General features: G+C 58.7%; 20 protein-coding genes. 17 read left to right on the top strand and 3 right to left on the bottom strand.

Going from position 1 to position 21,094, the window contains the following annotated elements:
- The first annotated feature begins 411 nt into the window (after positions 1–411).
- From mnmG to AYB31_RS11405, 17 genes are all read left to right on the top strand, one after another.
- The gene (gene mnmG / locus AYB31_RS11485) at positions 412–2,304 is read left to right on the top strand and encodes a tRNA uridine-5-carboxymethylaminomethyl(34) synthesis enzyme MnmG (RefSeq protein ID WP_068828750.1); all 1,893 of its coding nucleotides are present in this window, start codon (positions 412–414) and stop codon (positions 2,302–2,304) included.
- Positions 2,304–2,951: a 16S rRNA (guanine(527)-N(7))-methyltransferase RsmG gene (rsmG, locus tag AYB31_RS11480; protein WP_068828748.1), complete on the top strand. Its 648-nt coding sequence runs from the start codon at positions 2,304–2,306 to the stop codon at positions 2,949–2,951. The genes mnmG and rsmG overlap by 1 nt, the downstream gene beginning before the upstream one ends.
- Before the next feature lie 13 nt (positions 2,952–2,964).
- The gene (locus AYB31_RS11475; protein WP_068828746.1) at positions 2,965–3,753 is read left to right on the top strand and encodes a ParA family protein; all 789 of its coding nucleotides are present in this window, start codon (positions 2,965–2,967) and stop codon (positions 3,751–3,753) included.
- 8 nt (positions 3,754–3,761) lie between these two features.
- Positions 3,762–4,634, top strand: coding sequence for a ParB/RepB/Spo0J family partition protein (locus AYB31_RS11470; protein ID WP_068828744.1), 873 nt, complete (start codon positions 3,762–3,764; stop codon positions 4,632–4,634).
- 152 nt (positions 4,635–4,786) lie between these two features.
- Positions 4,787–5,194: a F0F1 ATP synthase subunit I gene (locus AYB31_RS11465; protein ID WP_068828742.1), complete on the top strand. Its 408-nt coding sequence runs from the start codon at positions 4,787–4,789 to the stop codon at positions 5,192–5,194.
- Between the two features lie 16 nt (positions 5,195–5,210).
- The gene (gene atpB, locus AYB31_RS11460) at positions 5,211–6,080 is read left to right on the top strand and encodes a F0F1 ATP synthase subunit A (protein ID WP_068828740.1); all 870 of its coding nucleotides are present in this window, start codon (positions 5,211–5,213) and stop codon (positions 6,078–6,080) included.
- Between the two features lie 84 nt (positions 6,081–6,164).
- Positions 6,165–6,422: a F0F1 ATP synthase subunit C gene (gene atpE / locus AYB31_RS11455; RefSeq protein ID WP_003097235.1), complete on the top strand. Its 258-nt coding sequence runs from the start codon at positions 6,165–6,167 to the stop codon at positions 6,420–6,422.
- Between the two features lie 54 nt (positions 6,423–6,476).
- On the top strand, positions 6,477–6,947 hold the full coding sequence (locus AYB31_RS11450; RefSeq protein ID WP_068828738.1) for a F0F1 ATP synthase subunit B: 471 nt from the start codon (positions 6,477–6,479) through the stop codon (positions 6,945–6,947).
- Positions 6,948–6,959: 12 nt separating this feature from the next.
- Complete coding sequence (locus AYB31_RS11445) at positions 6,960–7,496, top strand: F0F1 ATP synthase subunit delta (protein ID WP_068828737.1); 537 nt, start codon at positions 6,960–6,962, stop codon at positions 7,494–7,496.
- Between the two features lie 21 nt (positions 7,497–7,517).
- Entirely contained in the window at positions 7,518–9,062 is a 1,545-nt protein-coding gene (atpA, locus tag AYB31_RS11440; protein WP_068828735.1) for a F0F1 ATP synthase subunit alpha, read from the top strand.
- Positions 9,063–9,112: 50 nt separating this feature from the next.
- Entirely contained in the window at positions 9,113–9,973 is an 861-nt protein-coding gene (gene atpG, locus AYB31_RS11435) for a F0F1 ATP synthase subunit gamma (protein ID WP_068828734.1), read from the top strand.
- Positions 9,974–10,003: 30 nt separating this feature from the next.
- Entirely contained in the window at positions 10,004–11,380 is a 1,377-nt protein-coding gene (gene atpD / locus AYB31_RS11430; protein WP_068828732.1) for a F0F1 ATP synthase subunit beta, read from the top strand.
- 42 nt (positions 11,381–11,422) lie between these two features.
- On the top strand, positions 11,423–11,848 hold the full coding sequence (locus AYB31_RS11425; RefSeq protein WP_068828730.1) for a F0F1 ATP synthase subunit epsilon: 426 nt from the start codon (positions 11,423–11,425) through the stop codon (positions 11,846–11,848).
- A gap of 112 nt (positions 11,849–11,960) precedes the next feature.
- The gene (gene glmU / locus AYB31_RS11420; protein ID WP_068828728.1) at positions 11,961–13,325 is read left to right on the top strand and encodes a bifunctional UDP-N-acetylglucosamine diphosphorylase/glucosamine-1-phosphate N-acetyltransferase GlmU; all 1,365 of its coding nucleotides are present in this window, start codon (positions 11,961–11,963) and stop codon (positions 13,323–13,325) included.
- A gap of 115 nt (positions 13,326–13,440) precedes the next feature.
- The gene (locus tag AYB31_RS11415) at positions 13,441–14,211 is read left to right on the top strand and encodes a DeoR/GlpR family DNA-binding transcription regulator (RefSeq protein ID WP_068828727.1); all 771 of its coding nucleotides are present in this window, start codon (positions 13,441–13,443) and stop codon (positions 14,209–14,211) included.
- Positions 14,212–14,223: 12 nt separating this feature from the next.
- Complete coding sequence (gene glmS, locus AYB31_RS11410; protein ID WP_068828726.1) at positions 14,224–16,059, top strand: glutamine--fructose-6-phosphate transaminase (isomerizing); 1,836 nt, start codon at positions 14,224–14,226, stop codon at positions 16,057–16,059.
- A gap of 15 nt (positions 16,060–16,074) precedes the next feature.
- Positions 16,075–16,305 (top strand): hypothetical protein, encoded by a 231-nt coding sequence (locus AYB31_RS11405; protein ID WP_068828724.1) that lies wholly within the window; start codon positions 16,075–16,077, stop codon positions 16,303–16,305.
- 115 nt (positions 16,306–16,420) lie between these two features.
- Here the strand turns inward: AYB31_RS11405 and AYB31_RS21500 are convergent, their stop codons facing one another.
- From AYB31_RS21500 to AYB31_RS11395, 3 genes are all read right to left on the bottom strand, one after another.
- Positions 16,421–17,296, bottom strand: coding sequence for a tetratricopeptide repeat protein (locus AYB31_RS21500; protein ID WP_153020704.1), 876 nt, complete (start codon positions 17,294–17,296; stop codon positions 16,421–16,423).
- On the bottom strand, positions 17,293–20,469 hold the full coding sequence (locus AYB31_RS21885; protein WP_068828722.1) for a glycoside hydrolase family 19 protein: 3,177 nt from the start codon (positions 20,467–20,469) through the stop codon (positions 17,293–17,295). The genes AYB31_RS21500 and AYB31_RS21885 overlap by 4 nt, the downstream gene beginning before the upstream one ends.
- Before the next feature lie 56 nt (positions 20,470–20,525).
- The coding region (locus AYB31_RS11395; RefSeq protein ID WP_442961811.1) for a bacteriophage T4 gp5 trimerisation domain-containing protein at positions 20,526–21,094 on the bottom strand (569 nt) is incomplete at its 5' end.

Raw genomic sequence — 21,094 nt, 5'->3', positions numbered from 1 at the left:
AGGTTATCCAAAGCGTGCCAAATATCGACTTAAGCCCTGTGGAAAACCCAGCCTGAGCCCGGTCGATAACTGGGCCTGAAAGCTGAAGATAAGCAGGCCTGTGCATAAAAGCATGTTTAATCCACAGCTCGCGATCAGCTTGTTCAGGGGAAAGTGGCAGGATCAACACAGCCTTATCATTCCCTGTAGCTCCCGCTGGATAAGGGCTGTATCAGGTTATCCACAGAAAAGCCTCTTACCATTCATAAACATAAAAATAAGGCTTTATAAAAATTCTTCTTCTTATTCTCTATAAACCTGAAGACTGACCTGCTGGCTATTTTTTGTGCAGAAGGCTTCATTCACCACGCCTAAATCCCTATACTTGCGCCCCTTCCTATTTCTCCCTTCTCTACAGGCACGAGGTGCGTGGTGGATTTCCCTTCCCGTTTTGACGTGATCGTGATCGGCGGCGGCCACGCCGGTACCGAAGCTGCGCTGGCAGCCGCACGCATGGGCGTGAAGACCCTGCTGCTGACCCACAACGTGGAAACCCTCGGCCAGATGAGCTGCAACCCGGCTATCGGTGGGATTGGCAAGAGCCACCTGGTCAAGGAAATCGATGCTCTCGGCGGCGCCATGGCTCTGGCCACCGACAAGGGCGGTATCCAGTTCCGCGTGCTCAACAGCCGCAAGGGTCCGGCAGTACGCGCCACGCGTGCTCAGGCAGACCGCGTGCTGTACAAGGCCGCCGTGCGGGAAATCCTTGAGAACCAGGCCAACCTGTGGATATTCCAGCAGTCTGCCGACGACCTGATCGTCGAACAGGACCAGGTCAAGGGCGTAGTCACCCAGATGGGCCTGCGTTTCATGGCCGACAGCGTGGTACTGACCACTGGCACCTTCCTCGGCGGACTTATCCACATTGGTTTGCAGAACTATTCCGGCGGCCGTGCCGGCGACCCGCCCTCGAACGCCCTGGCCAAGCGCCTGCGCGAGCTGCCTTTACGCGTTGGTCGCCTGAAGACCGGTACGCCGCCGCGTATCGACGGCCGTTCGGTGGACTTCTCGCAGATGACCGAGCAACCGGGTGATACCCCGACCCCGGTGATGTCCTTTCTCGGCAACCAGGCGATGCATCCGAAGCAGATCAGCTGCTGGATGACCCACACCAACGCGCGCACTCACGAAATCATCGCCAGCAACCTGGATCGCTCGCCGATGTATTCGGGCGTGATCGAAGGCATCGGCCCGCGCTACTGCCCGTCGATCGAAGACAAGATCCATCGCTTCGCCGACAAGGACAGCCACCAGGTGTTCATCGAGCCGGAAGGCCTGACCACCCACGAGCTGTATCCCAACGGCATCTCCACCTCGCTGCCGTTCGACGTGCAGCTGGAGATCGTGCGCTCCATCCGCGGCATGGAGAACGCACACATCGTGCGGCCTGGCTATGCCATCGAGTACGACTACTTCGACCCGCGCGATCTGAAGTACAGCCTGGAAACCAAGGTTATCGGCGGCCTGTTCTTCGCCGGGCAGATCAACGGCACCACCGGCTACGAAGAAGCCGGTGCCCAGGGCCTGCTGGCTGGCGCCAACGCCGCGCTGCGCGCCCAGGGCAAGGAAGCCTGGTGCCCGCGCCGCGATGAGGCCTACATCGGCGTGCTGGTCGATGACCTGATCACCCTGGGCACCCAGGAGCCGTATCGCATGTTCACCTCGCGCGCCGAGTACCGGCTGATCCTGCGTGAGGACAACGCCGACCTGCGCCTGACGACCAAGGGCCGCGAGCTGGGTCTGATCGACGACGTGCGCTGGGCAGCCTTCGAGGCCAAGCGCGAGGGTATCGTCCAGGAAGAACAGCGCCTGAAGAGCACCTGGGTGCGCCCGGGCACCCCTCAGGGCGATGCCATCGCCGCGCGCTTCGGCACGCCGCTGGCCCATGAGTACAACCTGCTCAACCTGCTGGCCCGCCCGGAAATCGACTACGCCGGCCTGGCCGAAGTGACCGAGGCTCCAAGCGTGGATGCCCAGGTTGCCGAGCAGGTCGAGATCAAGACCAAGTACGCCGGCTACATCGACCGTCAACAGGAAGAGATCGCTCGCCTGCGTGCCAGCGAGGACACCCGCCTGCCAGCTGATCTGGACTACGCCGGCATTTCCGGCCTGTCCAAGGAAATCCAGGGCAAGCTCGGTCAGACTCGACCGGAGACGCTCGGCCAGGCCGGTCGCATTCCCGGAGTGACCCCGGCGGCCATTTCCCTGCTGCTGATTCACCTGAAGAAGCGCGATGCCGGACAGAAACTGGAGCAGAGCGCCTGATGTCAGTCGTGACTTCCCGCCATGCCGATGAACTGACGCAAGGCGCGCAGGCTCTCGGGGTCGAGCTCTCTGCCCTGCAGCACGAGCAACTGCTGGCCTACCTGGCTCTGCTGATTAAGTGGAACAAGGCCTATAACCTAACGGCCGTGCGCAACCCGGACGAAATGGTTTCGCGCCACCTGCTCGATAGCCTGTCCGTGGTGCCCTTCGTTGCCCAGTACGGCGACCATTGGCTGGACGTCGGCAGCGGTGGCGGCATGCCCGGGATTCCCCTGGCGATCCTGTTTCCCGAGCGACGCTTCACCCTGCTCGATTCCAATGGCAAGAAGACCCGCTTCCTCACTCAGGTGAAGCTGGAGCTCAAGCTGGCCAATCTGGAAGTTATCCACAGCAGGGTCGAGGAGTTTCAGCCGGAACATCCCTTCACCGGTATCTGCTCGCGGGCCTTCAGCTCGCTGGAAGACTTCAGCAACTGGACCCGTCACCTCGGCGACACCGCTACCCACTGGTTGGCGATGAAGGGCGTGCAGCCTGATGACGAACTGCAGGCCCTGCCGGCGGACTTCCGTCTGCAAAGCTGCGAAGTGCTCAAGGTTCCCGGTTGCCAAGGTCAGCGCCATCTGTTGATACTGCGTCGCTCGGTCTAAGGGGAAGCAGAAGATGGCCAAGGTATTCGCGATCGCCAATCAGAAAGGCGGGGTGGGCAAGACCACCACCTGCATCAACCTGGCCGCCTCGCTGGTCGCCACCAAGCGCCGCGTGCTGCTGATCGACCTCGATCCCCAGGGCAACGCCACCATGGGCAGTGGTGTGGATAAGCAGACCCTGGAGCATTCCATCTACGACGTGCTGATCGGCGAAAGCACCGTCGGCGAGGCCATGCAGTTCTCCGAGCACGGTGGTTACCAGCTGCTGCCGGCCAACCGCGACCTGACCGCCGCCGAAGTTGCCCTGCTCGAGATGAAGATGAAGGAGAGCCGTCTGCGTTACGCGCTGGCGCCGATCCGCGAGAACTACGACTACATCCTCATCGACTGCCCGCCGGCGCTGTCCATGCTCACGGTCAACGCCCTGGTCGCTGCCGACGGCGTGATCATCCCCATGCAGTGCGAGTACTACGCGCTGGAAGGGTTGAGCGACCTGATGAACAGCATCCAGCGCATCGGCTCGCTGCTCAACCCGAGCCTGAAGATCGAAGGCCTGCTGCGCACCATGTATGACCCGCGCATCAGCCTGACCAACGACGTTTCCGCCCAGCTCAAGGAACACTTCGGTGACCAGCTGTACGACGTCGTCATCCCGCGCAATGTGCGCCTGGCCGAGGCGCCCAGCTTCGGCATGCCGGCGCTCGCCTACGACAAGCAATCGCGTGGCGCCATCGCCTACCTGGCCCTGGCCGGCGAACTGGTCCGCCGTCAGCGCGCCGCCGCGAAAACCGCAACCGTATAAGGAATCCCATGGCCACCAAGAAACGAGGACTCGGCCGCGGCCTGGACGCCCTGCTCGGCGGTAACACCGCCGCCACCCTGGAAGAGGAAGCGGTCAAGGTCGACAGCCGCGAACTGCAGTACCTGCCGCTGGAGCTGATCCAGCGTGGCAAGTACCAGCCGCGCCGTGACATGGACCCGGCCGCCCTGGAAGAGCTGGCCAACTCGATCAAGGCTCAGGGGGTGATGCAGCCGATTGTCGTGCGTCCCCTGGGTGAGGGGCGTTTCGAGATCATCGCCGGCGAGCGCCGTTGGCGCGCCAGTCAGCAGGCGGGTCTGGACAGGATCCCGGCCATGGTTCGCGAAGTGCCGGACGAGGCCGCCATCGCCATGGCGCTGATCGAAAACATCCAGCGCGAAGACCTCAATCCGATCGAGGAGGCCGTGGCCCTGCAGCGTCTGCAGCAGGAGTTCGAGCTGACCCAGCAGCAGGTCGCCGATGCCGTGGGCAAGTCGCGGGTGACCATCACCAACCTGCTGCGCCTGATTGCCCTACCGGAAGAGATCAAGACCCTGCTGTCCCATGGTGACCTGGAGATGGGTCATGCCCGTGCTCTGCTCGGTCTGCCGCTGGAACAGCAGGTCGAAGCCGCGCGACATGTTGTCGCACGCGGCCTCACCGTGCGCCAAACCGAGGCACTGGTGCGTCAGTGGTTGAACAGCAAGGAAAAACCTGCCGAGAAGGTCAAGGCCGATCCGGATATCAATCGCCTGGAACAGCGTCTGGCCGAGAAGCTAGGGGCTCCCGTGCAGATCAAGCACGGGCAGAAGGGCAAGGGACAACTGGTGATTCGATATAGTTCCCTGGACGAACTGCAGGGCGTCCTCGCCCACATCCGCTAAATCCGGACACATTTGCACATGTAGCGGGCGGTCGGAATTCACTACCGGCCTGTTGAACGGGTGGGGAACCGCCCCTATACTCTGCGCGCATTTTGTCGGCACAAAGTATGCCAAGTTGTTGATTTAACGTGCCGACCCAGAGGAACAGCAAGATGGATGCCCGCACGCCCAACCGCCTGCCTTTCCATCGTCTGCCGGTATTTCCGGTGTTGCTGGCCCAACTGGCCACGATTCTGCTGGCTGCTGCCCTTCTTTATGTCTGGCGCGGCGCGGTAAGTGGCTACTCGGGACTCTGCGGGGGACTGATTGCCTGGATCCCCAATCTGTATTTCGCCCACAAGGCCTTCCGCTTCAGCGGTGCCCGGGCAGCCCAAAGCATCGTCCGGTCTTTTTATGCCGGCGAGGCGGGCAAGCTGATTCTGACGGCAGTGCTGTTTGCACTGACGTTCGTAGTGGTGAAACCACTGGAGGCGCCGGCTCTGTTCGGCGTATTCGTGCTGGCGCTGAGCGTTGGCTGGTTCGCACCGCTGCTGATGAGAACAAGACTTTCGAGACCTTAGAGCGTTTGAGGCAAACATGGCAGAACAAACCGCTTCGGGCTACATCCAGCACCACCTGCAGAACCTGACTTTCGGGCAACTGTCGAATGGCAACTGGGGCTTCGCCCACACCGCGCAAGAAGCAAAGGAAATGGGCTTCTGGGCCTTCCACGTCGATACTCTGGGCTGGTCCGTCCTGCTCGGTCTGTTGTTCGTGCTGATCTTCCGCATGGCCGCCAAGCGCGCTACCAGCGGCCAGCCGGGCGCTCTGCAGAACTTCGTCGAAGTGTTGGTCGAGTTCGTTGACGGCAGTGTCAAGGACACCTTCCACGGCCGTAACAACCTGATCGCGCCGCTGGCGCTGACCATCTTCGTCTGGATCTTCCTGATGAACCTGATGGACCTGGTGCCGGTGGACTTCCTGCCGATGGCCGCCGCTGCCATTACCGGCAACGACCACCTGTTCTTCCGCGTGGTACCGACCACCGACCCGAACGCCACCCTGGGCATGGCCCTGTCGGTGTTTGCCCTGATCGTCTTCTACAGCATCAAGGTCAAGGGTATCGGCGGCTTCCTCGGCGAACTGACCCTGCACCCGTTTGGTAGCAAGAACATCGCCGTGCAGATCCTGCTGATCCCGGTCAACTTCCTGCTCGAGTTCGTCACCCTGATCGCCAAGCCGATTTCCCTGGCTCTGCGTCTGTTCGGCAACATGTATGCCGGCGAACTGATCTTCATCCTGATCGCCGTGATGTTCGGCAGCGGCCTGTTCCTGCTGAGCACCCTGGGCGTGGCGTTGAACTGGGCGTGGGCGGTGTTCCACATCCTGATCATCACCCTGCAGGCCTTCATCTTCATGATGTTGACCATCGTCTACCTGTCGATGGCCCACGAAGACAACCACTAAGAGGCACTTGCCTCTTGGGGTAACGAAAAACCGCTTTATCGCTTCAACCCCTAAACCAATACGACGTAAAAGTCGGGAGGAAAAATGGAAACTGTAGTTGGTCTCACCGCGATTGCTGTTGCCCTGCTGATCGGCCTGGGCGCTCTGGGTACTGCCATTGGCTTCGGCCTGCTGGGCGGTAAGTTCCTGGAAGGCGCTGCTCGCCAGCCGGAAATGGTTCCGATGCTGCAGGTCAAAATGTTCATCGTCGCCGGCCTGCTGGACGCCGTGACCATGATCGGTGTGGGTATCGCCCTGTTCTTCACCTTCGCGAACCCCTTCGTTGGTCAAATCGCCGGCTAATCACTCGCTTTCGAGTGATTGGTGTGACGAACAACGAACGAGCGAGGTGTTGGCGTGAACATTAATGCAACCCTGATTGGACAGGCCGTTGCGTTCTTCATTTTCGTGCTGTTCTGCATGAAGTTCGTATGGCCTCCGGTCATCACGGCTCTGCGCGAACGCCAGAAGAAGATCGCTGAAGGTCTGGACGCCGCCAACCGTGCGGCTCGCGATCTGGAGCTGGCCCACGAGAAAGTTGCTCAGCAACTGCGTGAAGCCAAGGCCCAGGCCGCCGAGATCATCGAGCAGGCCAAGAAGCGCGGCACTCAGATCGTCGACGAAGCCCGTGATCAGGCTCGTGTCGAAGCTGACCGTGTGAAGGCTCAGGCTCAGGCCGAGATCGAACAGGAACTGAACAGCGTCAAAGACGCCCTGCGTGCCCAAGTGGGTGCCCTGGCCGTCGGCGGTGCCGAGAAGATCCTGGGTGCATCCATCGATCAAAACGCGCATGCGGAGCTGGTTAACAAACTGGCCGCCGAAATCTAAGCGAGGGCGATCATGGCAGAACTGACCACGCTGGCCCGACCTTACGCCAAGGCGGCCTTCGAGCACGCTCAGGCCCACCAGCAACTGGCCTCTTGGTCAGCCATGCTCGGCCTGGCTGCGGCAGTGTCGCAAGACGACACCATGCAGCGCGTACTCAAGGCCCCGCGTTTGACGAGTACAGACAAGGCCACCACTTTCAACGAAGTGTGTGGTGACAAGTTCGACGCCCAGGCACGTAACTTCATTTCCGTGGTAGCCGAAAACGGTCGTCTCGACCTGTTGCCGGAAATCGCCGCCCAGTTCGACCTGTACAAGGCCGAGCAGGAAAAGTCGGTGGACGTGGAAGTGACCAGTGCCTTTGCATTGAGCACAGAACAGCAAGACAAACTCGCCAAGGTTCTCAACGCACGGCTCAGCCGAGAAGTGCGTCTGCATGTGACGGAAGACGCCGCCCTTATCGGTGGTGTGGTTATCCGCGCAGGCGACCTGGTTATCGATGGCTCGGTTCGCGGCAAAATCGCGAAGCTTGCCGAAGCGTTGAAATCTTGAGTTTGAAGGGGCAGCAGAGCAATGCAGCAACTCAATCCTTCCGAAATTAGTGAAATCATCAAGGGACGTATCGAGAAACTCGACGTCTCTTCCCAAGCCCGCAACGAAGGTACCGTGGTATCCGTTTCTGACGGTATCGTGCGTATCTACGGTCTGGCCGACGTCATGTACGGCGAAATGATCGAGTTCCCGGGCGGCGTCTACGGTATGGCGCTGAACCTGGAGCAAGACTCCGTCGGTGCCGTAGTGCTGGGTGCATACACCAGCCTCGCCGAAGGCATGAGTGCCAAGTGCACCGGCCGCATCCTGGAAGTCCCGGTTGGTCCGGAACTGCTGGGTCGCGTCGTCGACGCACTGGGTAACCCGATCGACGGCAAAGGCCCGATCAATGCTCAGGCCACCGACGCCGTTGAAAAAGTTGCACCGGGCGTGATCTGGCGTAAGTCGGTCGACCAGCCGGTACAGACCGGTTACAAGTCGGTTGACGCCATGATCCCGGTAGGCCGTGGCCAGCGCGAGCTGATCATCGGTGACCGTCAGATCGGTAAGACTGCCCTGGCCGTCGACGCCATCATCAACCAGAAGAACAGCGGCATCCGCTGCGTCTACGTAGCCATCGGTCAGAAGCAATCGACCATCGCCAACGTAGTGCGCAAGCTGGAAGAAGCTGGCGCCCTGGCCAACACCATCGTTGTTGCTGCTAGCGCTTCCGAGTCGGCTGCTCTGCAGTTCCTGGCTCCGTACGCCGGTTGCACCATGGGCGAATACTTCCGCGACCGCGGTGAAGACGCCCTGATCGTGTACGACGACCTGTCCAAGCAGGCCGTAGCCTACCGCCAGATCTCCCTGCTGCTGCGCCGTCCGCCGGGCCGCGAAGCTTACCCGGGCGACGTGTTCTATCTCCACAGCCGTCTGCTGGAGCGCGCTTCCCGCGTTTCCGAAGAGTACGTCGAGAAGTTCACCAATGGCGCCGTGACTGGCAAGACCGGTTCCCTGACCGCTCTGCCGATCATCGAAACCCAGGCTGGCGACGTTTCCGCGTTCGTTCCGACCAACGTGATTTCCATCACCGACGGTCAGATCTTCCTGGAATCGGCCATGTTCAACTCGGGTATCCGTCCGGCCGTCAACGCCGGTATCTCGGTATCCCGCGTGGGTGGTGCTGCGCAGACCAAGATCATCAAGAAGCTCTCCGGTGGTATCCGTACCGCTCTGGCTCAGTACCGTGAACTGGCGGCTTTCGCCCAGTTCGCTTCTGACCTGGACGAAGCCACCCGCAAGCAGCTTGAGCATGGTCAGCGTGTAACCGAGCTGATGAAGCAGAAGCAGTACGCGCCGATGTCGATTGCCGACATGGCCCTGTCGCTGTACGCCGCCGAGCGTGGCTTCCTGGTCGACATCGAAGTCGCCAAGATCATCAGCTTCGAGCAGGCCCTGATCGCCTACTTCAACCGTGAGAACGCCGCTCTGATGGCGAAGATCAACGAGAAGGGCGACTTCAATGACGACATCGATGGCCAGCTGAAAGCCGGTATCGAGAAGTTCAAGGCCACCCAAACCTGGTAAGCCGCAGCGGGGATCGCGAGGTCCCCGCTTGCTAACCTGATAGGTGTTACATGGCAGGCGCAAAAGAGATTCGCAGCAAGATTGCGAGCATCAAAAGCACGCAGAAGATCACCAGCGCCATGGAAAAGGTGGCGGTCAGCAAGATGCGCAGAGCACAAATGCGCATGGCTGCCAGCCGCCCCTACGCGGAGCGTATCCGTCAGGTGATTGGTCATCTGGCCAACGCCAACCCGGAATACCGTCACCCGTTCATGATCGAGCGTGAAGTGAAGCGTGTCGGTTACGTGGTGGTGAGCTCCGACCGTGGTCTGTGTGGTGGTCTGAATACCAACCTGTTCAAGGCTCTGGTCAAGGACATGACGAGCAATCGCGAGCAAGGCGTGGAGATTGATCTCTGCGTTATTGGCAGCAAGGGTGCGGCGTTCTTCCGCAACTTTGGTGGCAATGTCGTTGCTGCGATCAGCCACCTGGGCGAAGAACCCTCGATCAACGATCTGATCGGTTCGGTCAAGGTGATGCTCGATGCTTACCTCGAAGGTCGCATCGATCGTCTGTCCGTGGTCTCGAACAAGTTCATCAATACCATGACGCAAAAGCCGACAGTGGAGCAGCTCGTTCCGCTGGTGGCGACTCCGGAAGCTGAACTCAAGCATCACTGGGATTACCTGTACGAACCCGACGCCAAACAGCTGCTCGACGGCCTGATGGTGCGTTATGTGGAGTCGCAGGTGTACCAGGCGGTGGTCGAGAACAACGCGGCTGAACAAGCGGCCCGGATGATCGCGATGAAGAACGCCACCGACAACGCTGGCGATCTGATCAAAGGCCTGCAGCTGATTTACAACAAGGCGCGTCAGGCAGCGATCACCCAGGAAATTTCGGAAATCGTCGGCGGCGCTGCCGCGGTTTAAGAACGGTTCAAATATTCAGAGGAACCAAAGATGAGTAGCGGACGTATCGTTCAAATCATCGGCGCCGTTATCGACGTGGAATTCCCGCGTGATCAAGTGCCGAGTGTCTATGAAGCGCTGAAAGTAGTTGGCGCCGAGACCACCCTAGAAGTTCAGCAGCAGCTGGGCGACGGCGTGGTTCGTTCCATTGCCATGGGCTCGACCGAAGGTCTGAAGCGTGGCCTGGACGTCACCCGCACCCACAAGGCCATCTCCGTACCGGTCGGTAAAGCGACCCTGGGCCGGATCATGGACGTACTGGGTAACCCGATCGACGAAGCTGGCCCGATTGGCGAAGAAGAGCAGTGGGAAATCCACCGCGCTGCGCCGTCCTACGCCGAGCAAGCGGGCGGCAACGACCTGCTGGAAACCGGCATCAAGGTAATCGACCTGGTTTGCCCGTTCGCCAAGGGCGGTAAAGTCGGTCTGTTCGGTGGTGCCGGTGTCGGCAAGACCGTAAACATGATGGAACTGATCCGTAACATCGCCATGGAACACAGCGGTTACTCCGTGTTCGCTGGTGTGGGTGAGCGTACTCGTGAGGGTAACGACTTCTACCACGAGATGAAGGACTCCAACGTTCTCGACAAAGTGGCCCTGGTCTACGGTCAGATGAACGAGCCGCCAGGCAACCGTCTGCGCGTTGCGCTGACCGGCCTGACCATGGCCGAGAAGTTCCGTGACGAAGGTCGTGACGTTCTGCTGTTCGTCGACAACATCTACCGTTACACCCTCGCCGGTACCGAAGTATCCGCACTGCTGGGCCGTATGCCTTCCGCAGTAGGTTACCAGCCGACCCTGGCCGAAGAGATGGGCGTTCTGCAGGAGCGTATTACCTCCACCAAGAACGGCTCGATCACCTCGGTACAGGCCGTATACGTACCCGCGGACGACCTGACCGACCCGAGCCCGGCGACCACCTTCGCCCACTTGGACGCCACCGTCGTTCTGTCCCGTGACATCGCTTCCCTGGGTATCTACCCGGCCGTTGACCCGCTGGACTCCACCAGCCGTCAGCTGGATCCGAACGTCATCGGCCAGGAGCACTACGACACCGCTCGCGGCGTTCAGTACGTGCTGCAGCGCTACAAAGAGCTGAAGGACATCATCGCGATCCTCGGCATGGACGAACTGTCCGAAGACGACAAGCAACTGGTAGCCCGCGCTCGTAAGATCCAGCGCTTCCTGTCGCAGCCGTTCTTCGTGGCCGAAGTCTTCACCGGCTCGCCAGGCAAGTACGTTTCCCTGAAGGACACCATCGCTGGTTTCAGCGGCATTCTGAAAGGTGACTACGATCACCTGCCGGAGCAGGCGTTCTACATGGTTGGCAGCATCGACGAAGCAATCGAGAAAGCCAAGAAACTGTAATCCCCTGTGCGCCCGGCAACGGGCGCTCATGTGAGGCTAGATATGGCTATGACAGTCCATTGCGACATCGTCAGCGCAGAAGCGGAGATCTTCTCCGGTCTGGTCGAGATGGTGATTGCGCACGGCAACCTGGGTGATCTCGGTATCGCCCCGGGCCACGCGCCACTGATCACCGACCTCAAGCCGGGTCCGATCCGTCTGATCAAGCAGGGTGGCGAAGCGGAGGTGTTCTACATCTCTGGTGGCTTCCTCGAAGTCCAGCCGAACATGGTGAAGGTCCTGGCCGACACCGTGCAGCGCGCTGCCGACATCGACGAAGCTGCAGCCCAGGAGGCCCTCAAGGCCGCCGAGAAGGCTCTGCACGAGCAAGGCGCGGAGTTCGACTACGGTTCCGCCGCCGCTCACCTGGCCGAGGTTGCAGCCCAGCTGCGCACCGTCCAGCAACTGCGCAAGAAGTTCGGCGGCTAAGGCCTCCGGCTTCAACAGCGTTGGGAGAAAGGGTAGCCTTGGCTACCCTTTTTCTTTTCTGCCGTTTTTATCCACAGGTGCTCATGCGCCTGTGTCTGCTCAGGATCTCCACATGTCCCTCGATATCGTCATCCTCGCCGCCGGCCAGGGCACCCGCATGCGTTCGGCCCTGCCCAAGGTGCTGCATCCGGTCGCCGGCAAGTCCATGCTCGGCCACGTCATCGATACGGCACGTCAGCTTTCTCCCCGCAAGATTCATGTGGTGATCGGGCATGGCGCGGAACTGGTGCGTGAGCGCCTGGCGGCGGATGACGTCGACTTTGTGCTGCAGGCCGAGCAGCTGGGTACCGGCCATGCCGTGGCTCAGGCGCTGCCGCACATCGAGGCGGACAAGGTGCTGATCCTCTACGGCGATGTGCCGTTGACCCGGGTCGAGACCCTGCAAGGCTTGCTGGCACAGGCCAGCGACGCTCAGCTCGGCCTGTTGACCGTTAATCTGGTCGATCCGACCGGTTACGGCCGCATCATTCGCGACCAGGCCGGCGTGGTGCAGGCCATCGTCGAACACAAGGACGCCAGCGAGGCCCAGCGCGCCATTCGCGAAGGCAATACCGGCATCCTCGCCGTACCGGGCAAGCGTCTCGGCGACTGGCTTGGCCGGCTGTCCAACAGCAACGCCCAGGGCGAGTATTACCTCACCGACGTGATCGCCATGGCGGTGGCCGACGGCCTGGTAGTGGCCACCGAAACCGCCAAGGACGAGATGGAAGTGCTCGGCGCTAACGACCGTATCCAGCTGGCTCAGCTGGAGCGCTACTACCAGCAGCGCGCCGCGCGCAGCCTGATGGTCCAGGGCGTGACCCTGCTCGATCCGGCCCGCTTCGATCTGCGTGGCGAGGTTACGGTCGGTCGCGATGTGCTGATTGACGTCAACGTGATTCTCGAAGGCCAGGTCGTCATCGAAGATAACGTGCAGATCGGCCCCAACTGCGTAATCAAGAACAGCACCCTGCGCAAAGGCGCCATCGTCAAAGCCAATAGCCACCTGGAAGGTGCCGAGCTGGGCGAGGGCGCCGACTGCGGCCCGTTCGCCCGACTGCGCCCCGGCGCCAAACTGGGTGCCAAGGCCCATGTCGGGAACTTCGTCGAGTTGAAGAACGCGGTGCTGGGTGAGGGTGCCAAGGCCGGTCACCTGAGCTACCTGGGCGACGCCGAGATCGGCGCACGGACCAACATCGGCGCAGGCACCATCACCTGCAACTACGACGGCGCCAACAAGTCCCGCACCGTAATGGGCGAGGACGTGTTCATCGGCTCCAACAGCTCGCTTGTGGCACCGCTGACTCTCGGTGATGGCGCCACTACCGGCGCCGGCTCCACCGTGACCCAGGATGTGCCGGCCAAAACCCTGGCTGTCGGCCGCGCCAAGCAGCGCAATATCGAAAGCTGGAAACGGCCGCAAAAGGCGCCGAAGTAGGAATTCTTCGGTTTAAGCGAAAGGCGGCTTTGGCCGCCTTTCGTCCATCTGCCGCTTGACCAAAAGCTTTCATTAGGTTTTGATTCGTGCACTTATCTTTCGAATCGAAACTTAAATGTCGAAACGCAATACGCCCCAGCGCCGTCATGCGATCCTCGCCCTGCTCGCCGAGCAGGGCGAGGTGGTCGTGGATGCCCTGGCGCAGCACTTCGCCACCTCCGAAGTTACGATTCGTAAGGACCTGGCCGAGCTGGAGCGCAACGGTCTGCTGTTGCGCCGCTACGGCGGTGCGGTCCCCATGCCGCAAGAGCTGATCGGCGAACCGGCACAACCCGTTTCCCCCATCAAACAGGCCATCGCCCGCGCCGCAGTGGGGCTGATCCGCGAACATGCACGCATCATCATCGACAGTGGCAGCACCACGGCGGCGATGATTCCGCAGTTGGGCCGCAAGCCTGGGCTGGTGGTGATGACCAACTCGCTGAATGTGGCCAATGCCCTGCGCGACATCGAACACGAGCCGGTGCTGTTGATGACCGGCGGCACCTGGGACCCGCATTCGGAGTCGTTCCAGGGCCAGGTGGCCGAGCAGGTACTGCGCTCCTACGATTTCGACCAGCTGTTCATCGGCGCCGACGGTATCGACCTGGAGCGCGGGACCACCACTTTCAACGAGCTGCTCGGCCTGTCCCGGGTCATGGCCGAAGTGGCGCGCGATGTGGTGGTGATGGTCGAGAGCGACAAGGTCGGCCGCAAGATTCCCAACCTGGAACTGCCCTGGGGCAGCGTCCAGACCCTGATTACCGACGACCGCCTGGATAGCCGGGTGGCCGAACAGATACGTGCGCGCGGGGTCCAGTTGATCATCGCCAGCGCCCAGCCCTGAAGGAGAACAGCCATGTGTGGCATCGTTGGCGCCGTCGCCGAACGCAGCATCACCCCGATCTTGGTCGAAGGCCTCAAGCGCCTCGAATACCGCGGCTATGACAGCGCCGGCGTGGCGGTATTTACCCAGGCCGGCGAACTGCAGCGTCGTCGCCGTGTCGGCAAGGTCGCCGAGCTGGAGCAGGCGCTGGCCGGCGAGCCGCTGACCGGCCACCTGGGTATCGCCCACACCCGCTGGGCCACCCACGGAGCGCCGAGCGAACGCAATGCCCACCCGCACTTTTCTGCGGAACAGTTGGCCGTGGTGCACAACGGCATCATCGAGAACCACGAAGAATTGCGCGAGCGCCTCAAGGGCCTGGGCTATGTGTTCACCTCAGACACCGACACCGAGACCATCGTCCACCTGCTGCACCACAAGCTGGCCGAATTGGGTGACCTTACCGCCGCACTCAAGGCTGCCATCCCCGAGCTGCATGGTGCCTATGGCCTGGCGGTCGTCAGCGCCCAGCAGCCGGATCGTATCCTCGCCGCCCGCAGCGGCAGCCCACTGGTGATCGGCCTGGGTCTGGGCGAGAACTTCCTTGCCTCCGACCAGCTCGCCCTACGTCAGGTCACTGACCGTTTTGTCTACCTGGAAGAAGGCGATATCGCCGAAATTCGCCGCGACAGCCTGCAAATCTGGGATGTCGCCGGGCAATCCGTGCAGCGTGAAGCCGTGCAGTACCACGAAGGTGCCGAGGCCGCTGACAAGGGCGAGTACCGTCACTTCATGCTCAAGGAAATCCACGAGCAGCCGAAGGTCGTGCAACACACCCTGGAAGGCCGCCTGGGCAGCGACCATGTGCTGGTCCAGGCCTTCGGCCCGCAGGCCGCCGAGCTGTTCGCCAAGGTGCGCAACGTGCAGATCGTTGCCTGCGGCACCAGCTACCACGCCGGCATGGTCGCCCGTTACTGGCTGGAGGCGTTGACCGGCATTCCCTGCCAGATCGAAGTGGCCAGCGAGTTCCGCTACCGCAAGGTCGCCGTGCAGCCCGACAGCCTGTTCGTCACCATCTCCCAGTCCGGTGAGACCGCCGACACCCTGGCCGCCCTGCGTAATGCCAAGCAAGCCGGTTATCTGGCCAGCCTGGCCATCTGCAACGTCGGCACCAGCTCGCTGGTACGCGAGTCCGACCTGTGTCTGCTGACTCTGGCCGGCCCGGAAATCGGTGTGGCCTCGACCAAGGCCTTCACCACCCAACTGGTCGGCCTGCTGCTGCTGACCCTGGCCCTCGGTCAGGTGAATGGTCGACTGGAAGCCGGTGTCGCCGCAGAGCTGGTGGAGGAACTGCGCCGCCTGCCGACTCGCCTCGGCGAAGCACTGGCCATGGACAAGACCGTGGAGAAAGTCGCCGAACTGTTCGCCGAGAAGCACCACACCCTGTTCCTCGGCCGTGGTGCTCAGTTCCCGGTGGCCATGGAGGGCGCGCTCAAGCTCAAGGAAATCTCCTACATCCACGCCGAAGCCTACCCGGCCGGCGAGCTCAAGCACGGCCCGCTGGCCCTGGTCGACGCCGACATGCCGGTAGTTACCGTGGCGCCGAACAACGAACTGCTGGAAAAACTCAAATCCAACCTGCAGGAAGTCCGCGCCCGCGGCGGCCAGCTGATCGTCTTTGCCGACGAACAGGCCGGCCTGGGCAACGGCGAAGGCACCCACGTGGTAGCCATGCCGCATATCCACGACGTACTGGCGCCGATCCTCTATACCCTGCCGCTGCAGCTGCTGTCGTACTACGTGGCGGTGCTCAAGGGCACGGATGTAGACCAGCCGCGCAACCTGGCCAAGAGCGTGACGGTTGAGTAAGCAGGGGGGCAGCTGATGCGACGTGAGGACATACAGAGCAAGCAGGCTCAGGGTGTGCTTTTTGACACCCATATCATCGCCAATCCGGCCAATACCCGGGAATGGATCGTGCTGTTGAAGAAGGGAGTGGGCACTAGCTTCTTCCTGGTCGATGACCAGGAGCAAGTGGAGTCTTTTTGCGACCTTAATAGCTTGATCGAAGACCTTCGGCTACTTGGCATCAAAGGCGCAGAGATACATCTCTGAGCCCTACTGCTTGCCACGCTGAACCATGCTCGGATAGTCAGCTTTTCAGCGTCTGGTAAATAGGTGGCGGACCAAAATTACGCACAGAAAGCGTGATCCGTCTCCTATTGTCTTGCTATTTTATTCTTTCCTCAACGCGCGAAGGTATGCGTTTACTTCGTCCTGTTTTGTCCATGTTCTTTTTATATTTTAAATAATATTCTTTTGCCTGTTTTCTTTCGTTCTTTCTCCATAAAGAGTCCGCTATGTTTAGCATTAAAACTGTTCTTTCTGGAGATATTTTCTCTATTGCATAGAATAAATCTAATGCCTCTTTTTCTTTGCCTATTTCTGATAATGAATATCCGATGTCGTTGTATGCGCCGGATGTTTCCAGTGTTATCGGATGGGTTGATATTAGGTTTTTAACTCTATTGACTGAGGCGTAGTTCTCTATCGCGCCGTAATCATGATTTTTAAGCCTCATTAATATAACCTTATGCGCTAATATTAGAGAGTCTTCGTTTGAGTTGGCGGATGATTCGATTATTTTTAATGTTGCGAGTGTTTTGTCATTGTAGTAAAAATAATAGTAATCTCCGTCTTCTGATGACCCCTCATAGCCAGAAATTAACTTCTCAATATCCTTGCGTTGATATATCTTCTTGTCTTTGTTTTCAAATACTAGCGCCTTGTAATCCTTTCCCTTTATACCCAGCCCGCTGTGATTTATTTGATATATGCAGTTTATTATCAATAATTCATGCGGTAAATTTAGTGTATATACTTCTCCTAGTTGAGGGTCTCCTCCTTCTGAGGGGCAGTCATCAGGTAGGACTGTTATTTTCCCACTAGGGGAGACAAGCTCTCCCCTCAAGTCATGTCCGCCTGTTGGGCTTTCTACATAATTGAGTTTAATTTTCTCCCGCTCTAAAAATTTCGGATCTAATTGGATTTCTATGGCTTTTATATTGGATGAGAGAAAAAATAAGAGTAGAAATATGTATCTCAATGTGTTAATTCCTTTTTGACTATTTCTCTTACTTTATTGAATAACTTAACTCTCTCCGGCAAGCCTATGGTCCCACCATTTACAATTTCAGAAATGTCAGCGACATGTTCTTTGATGTTTTCTTCGCCTCGCCGGGAGTATGAATTCTCTATTTGAATATTTAGTTTGTTCATGTCCCACCAGACAAAAGCGGACTCTATTCCGTATTCGAGATTTTCAATTATTAGATCTGGATTGTTTATGAAATCTTGAGGGTCTTCTGGATTTTTTTCATTATGGATTCTGTTATAGCTTATATAATTGTTTTTTGTGGTTAGTTGGATTATTCCGCGCCCTCTATATTTGTAACCATCACCACTTGCTTCGTCAGCATTCCCATTTTTTTCTGCATATACATAATTTCCAAGATTTTCTGCGTTGTGAGCATACTTGCTTTCTTCTGACCACAGCTTAGGTCTTAGGCGCGGGAGAATAAGGCATTCATCAGTTTCTTTGTTATATCCTTTTATGTTTCTTTTGCAGCCAAAAACCTCTCTCATTCTTTTTGCAGAATAATTTAGGTCTTCTGATTTTACTTTAAATCCACTCTCATGGCCGACCTGAGAGAGGAAGTGTGCTATTAGTAGAGGAGAGTCTATGTTGTAGGCTCTGGCGTACTTGTTTAAGTAAGGAAGTATGGATATATAATATTCTTCATCTGTGCTAGGTTTCGCCGTGTTAAGCATTTCAAGTGTAATAAGGTTAGCTGATTCTTTAGAAAAACTGTTCAGTATGCCAATTGGATGGATGTTCCAGGTTTTGTTTATAGGGCCTATAGCGTGCTTGCTATTTAATTGCTCCCACCAACTCAGTGTTTCAATGCGTTTTTTCTCTGCTTCCCAATTAGGGTTAGATTGGTCTGGGTTTGGCGCCAGTAATGAATCAAGCGCATTCCATTTACCTTTATTCCAAAACCACTCACTTTCGTACTTGGTCACTAGCTGCGAAAGCTGCTGAGCGAGCCAAGGTTTTCCGAGAGCGGTTCGAATTTCATCGGCAGTCAATTTCCTGTCTTTTCGATTATCGGCACCTGGTAGATCAATGATGTCGTATAACTTGCTAAGAACTGGGCCACGTTCCGTGGCGTCTATCTTGGCTTGATAGCGCTCAGGCTCCGAGCCACGGAGGCTGCCTTCGGCATTGAGTTGGCGGGCGAGCTGTGCGTCCATTGGCTGCTGATCCTCGATAGAGGTAAAACCCGCCCACTCCCACGGGGAGTGCAGCGTAATGATTGGGTCTAGCTCCGGAGCCCAGCCGGAGATGTCCTTACCACTGGCGTCAGCCACATTGACGTACCACCAGCGAATATTGTCGGGGGCTATGGCTTTGTGTTGATGATCAAGGCTGCTCCAGGATGCGCGCTGCAAAATGCGCTCATAGCCACACAATTTACCGTCCAGTCCATTACTCAGAGGGAAGTCTTTCCAGGCGGGAAGCTCACCGCTGGTGCTGACACGCTGACCGTTTTCGCTCAATTGGCTGCGTTGTACCCAAAGCGGTGTCTTCAGGCGCAGTCCGACTTTGCGCCGTACGTGAGTTGCCGGGATGCCACTCTTGCCGGAGTGCATGTCGCTGCCGTCATCCTTGTAGCTTTCCAAGAGAAACTCGGCAGAGTCAGGGAGCTCATCCTCGGCAAGGCCAAACTCGCTGGCCAGCTCGGCCTTCTTGGCGGCATCCATCGGGTAGCAGTTCTTCGCGCTGTCATAAGCACCGAATCCAGCCTTCTTGGCTTTGAGTTCCACATATTGCTGCACCTTGGCCCAGCAGCCTTCCTTGGGGGAGTCGCTGCACAGCCTTACGTTCCGTTCCGCAGCGACCGTGCTATCCGCTGCAGGCGCCTGGGCCATCTTGGTATCGACATGTACCTTGATCAGGGTTTTTTGATCGTCTGGCAACTTCTCTGCTAAAGAGCGGCACTGCTCGATAAAGGCGGGAAGATCGTCGCAGGTAAAGGTTTGCAGGTGCAGCACCGATCTGGGGCGTGCATCGTCGAAGTTCTGGTATTGGCCGATATGTCCAATCAGCTCGCCTGCCTTGATGGCTACCGGTTGATCCAGCACCACCACGCTGCCGTCATGAGCCTTGGGTTCGTTGGTGGTCTCCAGAAAGTCCAGCCAGACATAGCCTGGAAGCTTGCCACTGCTGTCGGCAGACAGAGCAGGTACAGGGGCGCCGCTGATGATCTCTTCCAGTTTGCGGTACTTGCTCGCTGCGCCATCCGAGCTGATGCGTAGCTGCGCACCAACCGGCAGAAGGGCAATGATGTCGCCCTTGGAGCTGGCTGATCGCACATTGAGCCCCTGCTGCGTTGGTGCGATAGGGTCTTTGGCACCTTCGCTTACTAGATAGCGACTGTCGCCCAGACTTTTCATCTCTGGTTTGTAAGCCCAGCAGTTGCTGGGCTCAAGACCGTCGATAGCCGGCGTGATGCTGGCCAGTTTTATCCAGTTGCCATGCTCGGCTTCAGATCCGCTCTCTGCCTCGACGATTGTGCCGCGAGGCAGTGTCGCCAGGATATTCTCGTAGGCTGATCGATCCGCGTGGCCGAGGGCTACCTTGTAGTGGGCGCGGACGTTTAGTCCCTGCAGCTTGTCCGGTGCATCGGCTTTTACCTTGCACAAGCCATTACCCCAAAAGCTGGGGCGTTTCATGCTGGGTTGGGCCTGATAACCAGCCCAGTCCAACAGGTGCATATACAAGCTGTAGAAGGTCAGCTCCGGTGTGGCGGTTGGCGTGGTGACTGCGGCTTCGTCTGTGCTCGGTTCGACCGGTAGAGCTGGGAACTTCAGCAGGTGTTTGACCAGTACGAAGCCGGTCGAGAATGGCAGATGTACTGCTGTCGGGCCTTCACCATAGGTAGTTCTGGGGTACTGCTCGTCGATCCGATAGGCGACCACTTCGCCGTCGGCAATGCACTTCACCTCTGACTGATCGAGGCAGGTAGCCGTACCTTCGTCGAAGTGCACGCCGCCATGCCATAAGCCACTGGCACCCATCGGATAGAAGCCGTCTTTGGCTTTTGCCAGCGCCTGGAAATACAACTCAGGGTTGCTGGTGTCGCTAGCGCTGCTGCCAGTCGAGGTTGGTTTGGCTGGGAAGGGATAAGCCCACTTGATTGGTGTGTTGTCTGCCATGGCGATATGAATCTGTCCTGTTCCTTGGAGGCATCTGGTGATGCGCGAGTCCTGATTTAGCTGGAGAAGTTGAGCATGCGCAGGGGGGATAGAAGAACGTTTTCCCTGCTATTTACTGCCGCCTCGTCCAACAGATTCCCCGCCTTGTCCCTGTCCGCCATCCCCGGCTGCAGCGGTTGCTTGAGGGCAATCCCGGTACCTGACCCCGGCGCGCCGCCGGCGTTGAGTTTGGCCAGGGGGCCGACCAGGGTGATGCCGCCGGGGTCGAGTTTTATGAAGCTGCCGCCGGCCTTGAGGGTGAGTTCGACGCCGGCTTCGATGACCATTTTCTGCCCGGCCTTGAGGTGGATCTCGCGGCCGGCCTTGGTCAGCTGGGCGGTGCCGAGCTTGATGTGCTGGTTCTGGGCGATGGTCAGGTGGTCTTCTGCCTTCACTTCCACTTTGCGATCAAGCTGGGTGGTGTGGTGCTCCTCGGCCTTGAGCTCGGTGTAGCTGTTGGCCTCCACCCTGTCGTGTCGTTCGTGGCCGATGCGGATCTTCTGGTCGTTCTCGACGTTCTCGTCCCAGTCCTTTTGGGCGTGGATATAGATCTGCTCCTGGCCCTTGCGGTCTTCGATGCGCAGTT

The organism is Pseudomonas sp. BMS12 (assembly GCF_001592875.1).
Lineage (GTDB): Bacteria > Pseudomonadota > Gammaproteobacteria > Pseudomonadales > Pseudomonadaceae > Aquipseudomonas.
This window is presented reverse-complemented; position numbering and strand designations above follow the sequence as displayed.

What these genes read in the sequence shown, in the direction of transcription:
- AYB31_RS11415 (WP_068828727.1), top strand. Translation starts at nt 13,441, where the DNA reads ATGTCGAAACGCAATACGCCCCAGCGCCGTCATGCGATCCTCGCCCTG.
- AYB31_RS21885 (WP_068828722.1), bottom strand. Translation starts at nt 20,469, where the DNA reads ATGGCAGACAACACACCAATCAAGTGGGCTTATCCCTTCCCAGCCAAA.
- atpB (WP_068828740.1), top strand. Translation starts at nt 5,211, where the DNA reads ATGGCAGAACAAACCGCTTCGGGCTACATCCAGCACCACCTGCAGAAC.
- atpG (WP_068828734.1), top strand. Translation starts at nt 9,113, where the DNA reads ATGGCAGGCGCAAAAGAGATTCGCAGCAAGATTGCGAGCATCAAAAGC.
- glmU (WP_068828728.1), top strand. Translation starts at nt 11,961, where the DNA reads ATGTCCCTCGATATCGTCATCCTCGCCGCCGGCCAGGGCACCCGCATG.
- glmS (WP_068828726.1), top strand. Translation starts at nt 14,224, where the DNA reads ATGTGTGGCATCGTTGGCGCCGTCGCCGAACGCAGCATCACCCCGATC.
- AYB31_RS11470 (WP_068828744.1), top strand. Translation starts at nt 3,762, where the DNA reads ATGGCCACCAAGAAACGAGGACTCGGCCGCGGCCTGGACGCCCTGCTC.
- AYB31_RS11465 (WP_068828742.1), top strand. Translation starts at nt 4,787, where the DNA reads ATGGATGCCCGCACGCCCAACCGCCTGCCTTTCCATCGTCTGCCGGTA.
- AYB31_RS11405 (WP_068828724.1), top strand. Translation starts at nt 16,075, where the DNA reads ATGCGACGTGAGGACATACAGAGCAAGCAGGCTCAGGGTGTGCTTTTT.
- AYB31_RS11445 (WP_068828737.1), top strand. Translation starts at nt 6,960, where the DNA reads ATGGCAGAACTGACCACGCTGGCCCGACCTTACGCCAAGGCGGCCTTC.
- rsmG (WP_068828748.1), top strand. Translation starts at nt 2,304, where the DNA reads ATGTCAGTCGTGACTTCCCGCCATGCCGATGAACTGACGCAAGGCGCG.
- AYB31_RS11475 (WP_068828746.1), top strand. Translation starts at nt 2,965, where the DNA reads ATGGCCAAGGTATTCGCGATCGCCAATCAGAAAGGCGGGGTGGGCAAG.
- AYB31_RS11425 (WP_068828730.1), top strand. Translation starts at nt 11,423, where the DNA reads ATGGCTATGACAGTCCATTGCGACATCGTCAGCGCAGAAGCGGAGATC.
- atpA (WP_068828735.1), top strand. Translation starts at nt 7,518, where the DNA reads ATGCAGCAACTCAATCCTTCCGAAATTAGTGAAATCATCAAGGGACGT.
- atpE (WP_003097235.1), top strand. Translation starts at nt 6,165, where the DNA reads ATGGAAACTGTAGTTGGTCTCACCGCGATTGCTGTTGCCCTGCTGATC.
- atpD (WP_068828732.1), top strand. Translation starts at nt 10,004, where the DNA reads ATGAGTAGCGGACGTATCGTTCAAATCATCGGCGCCGTTATCGACGTG.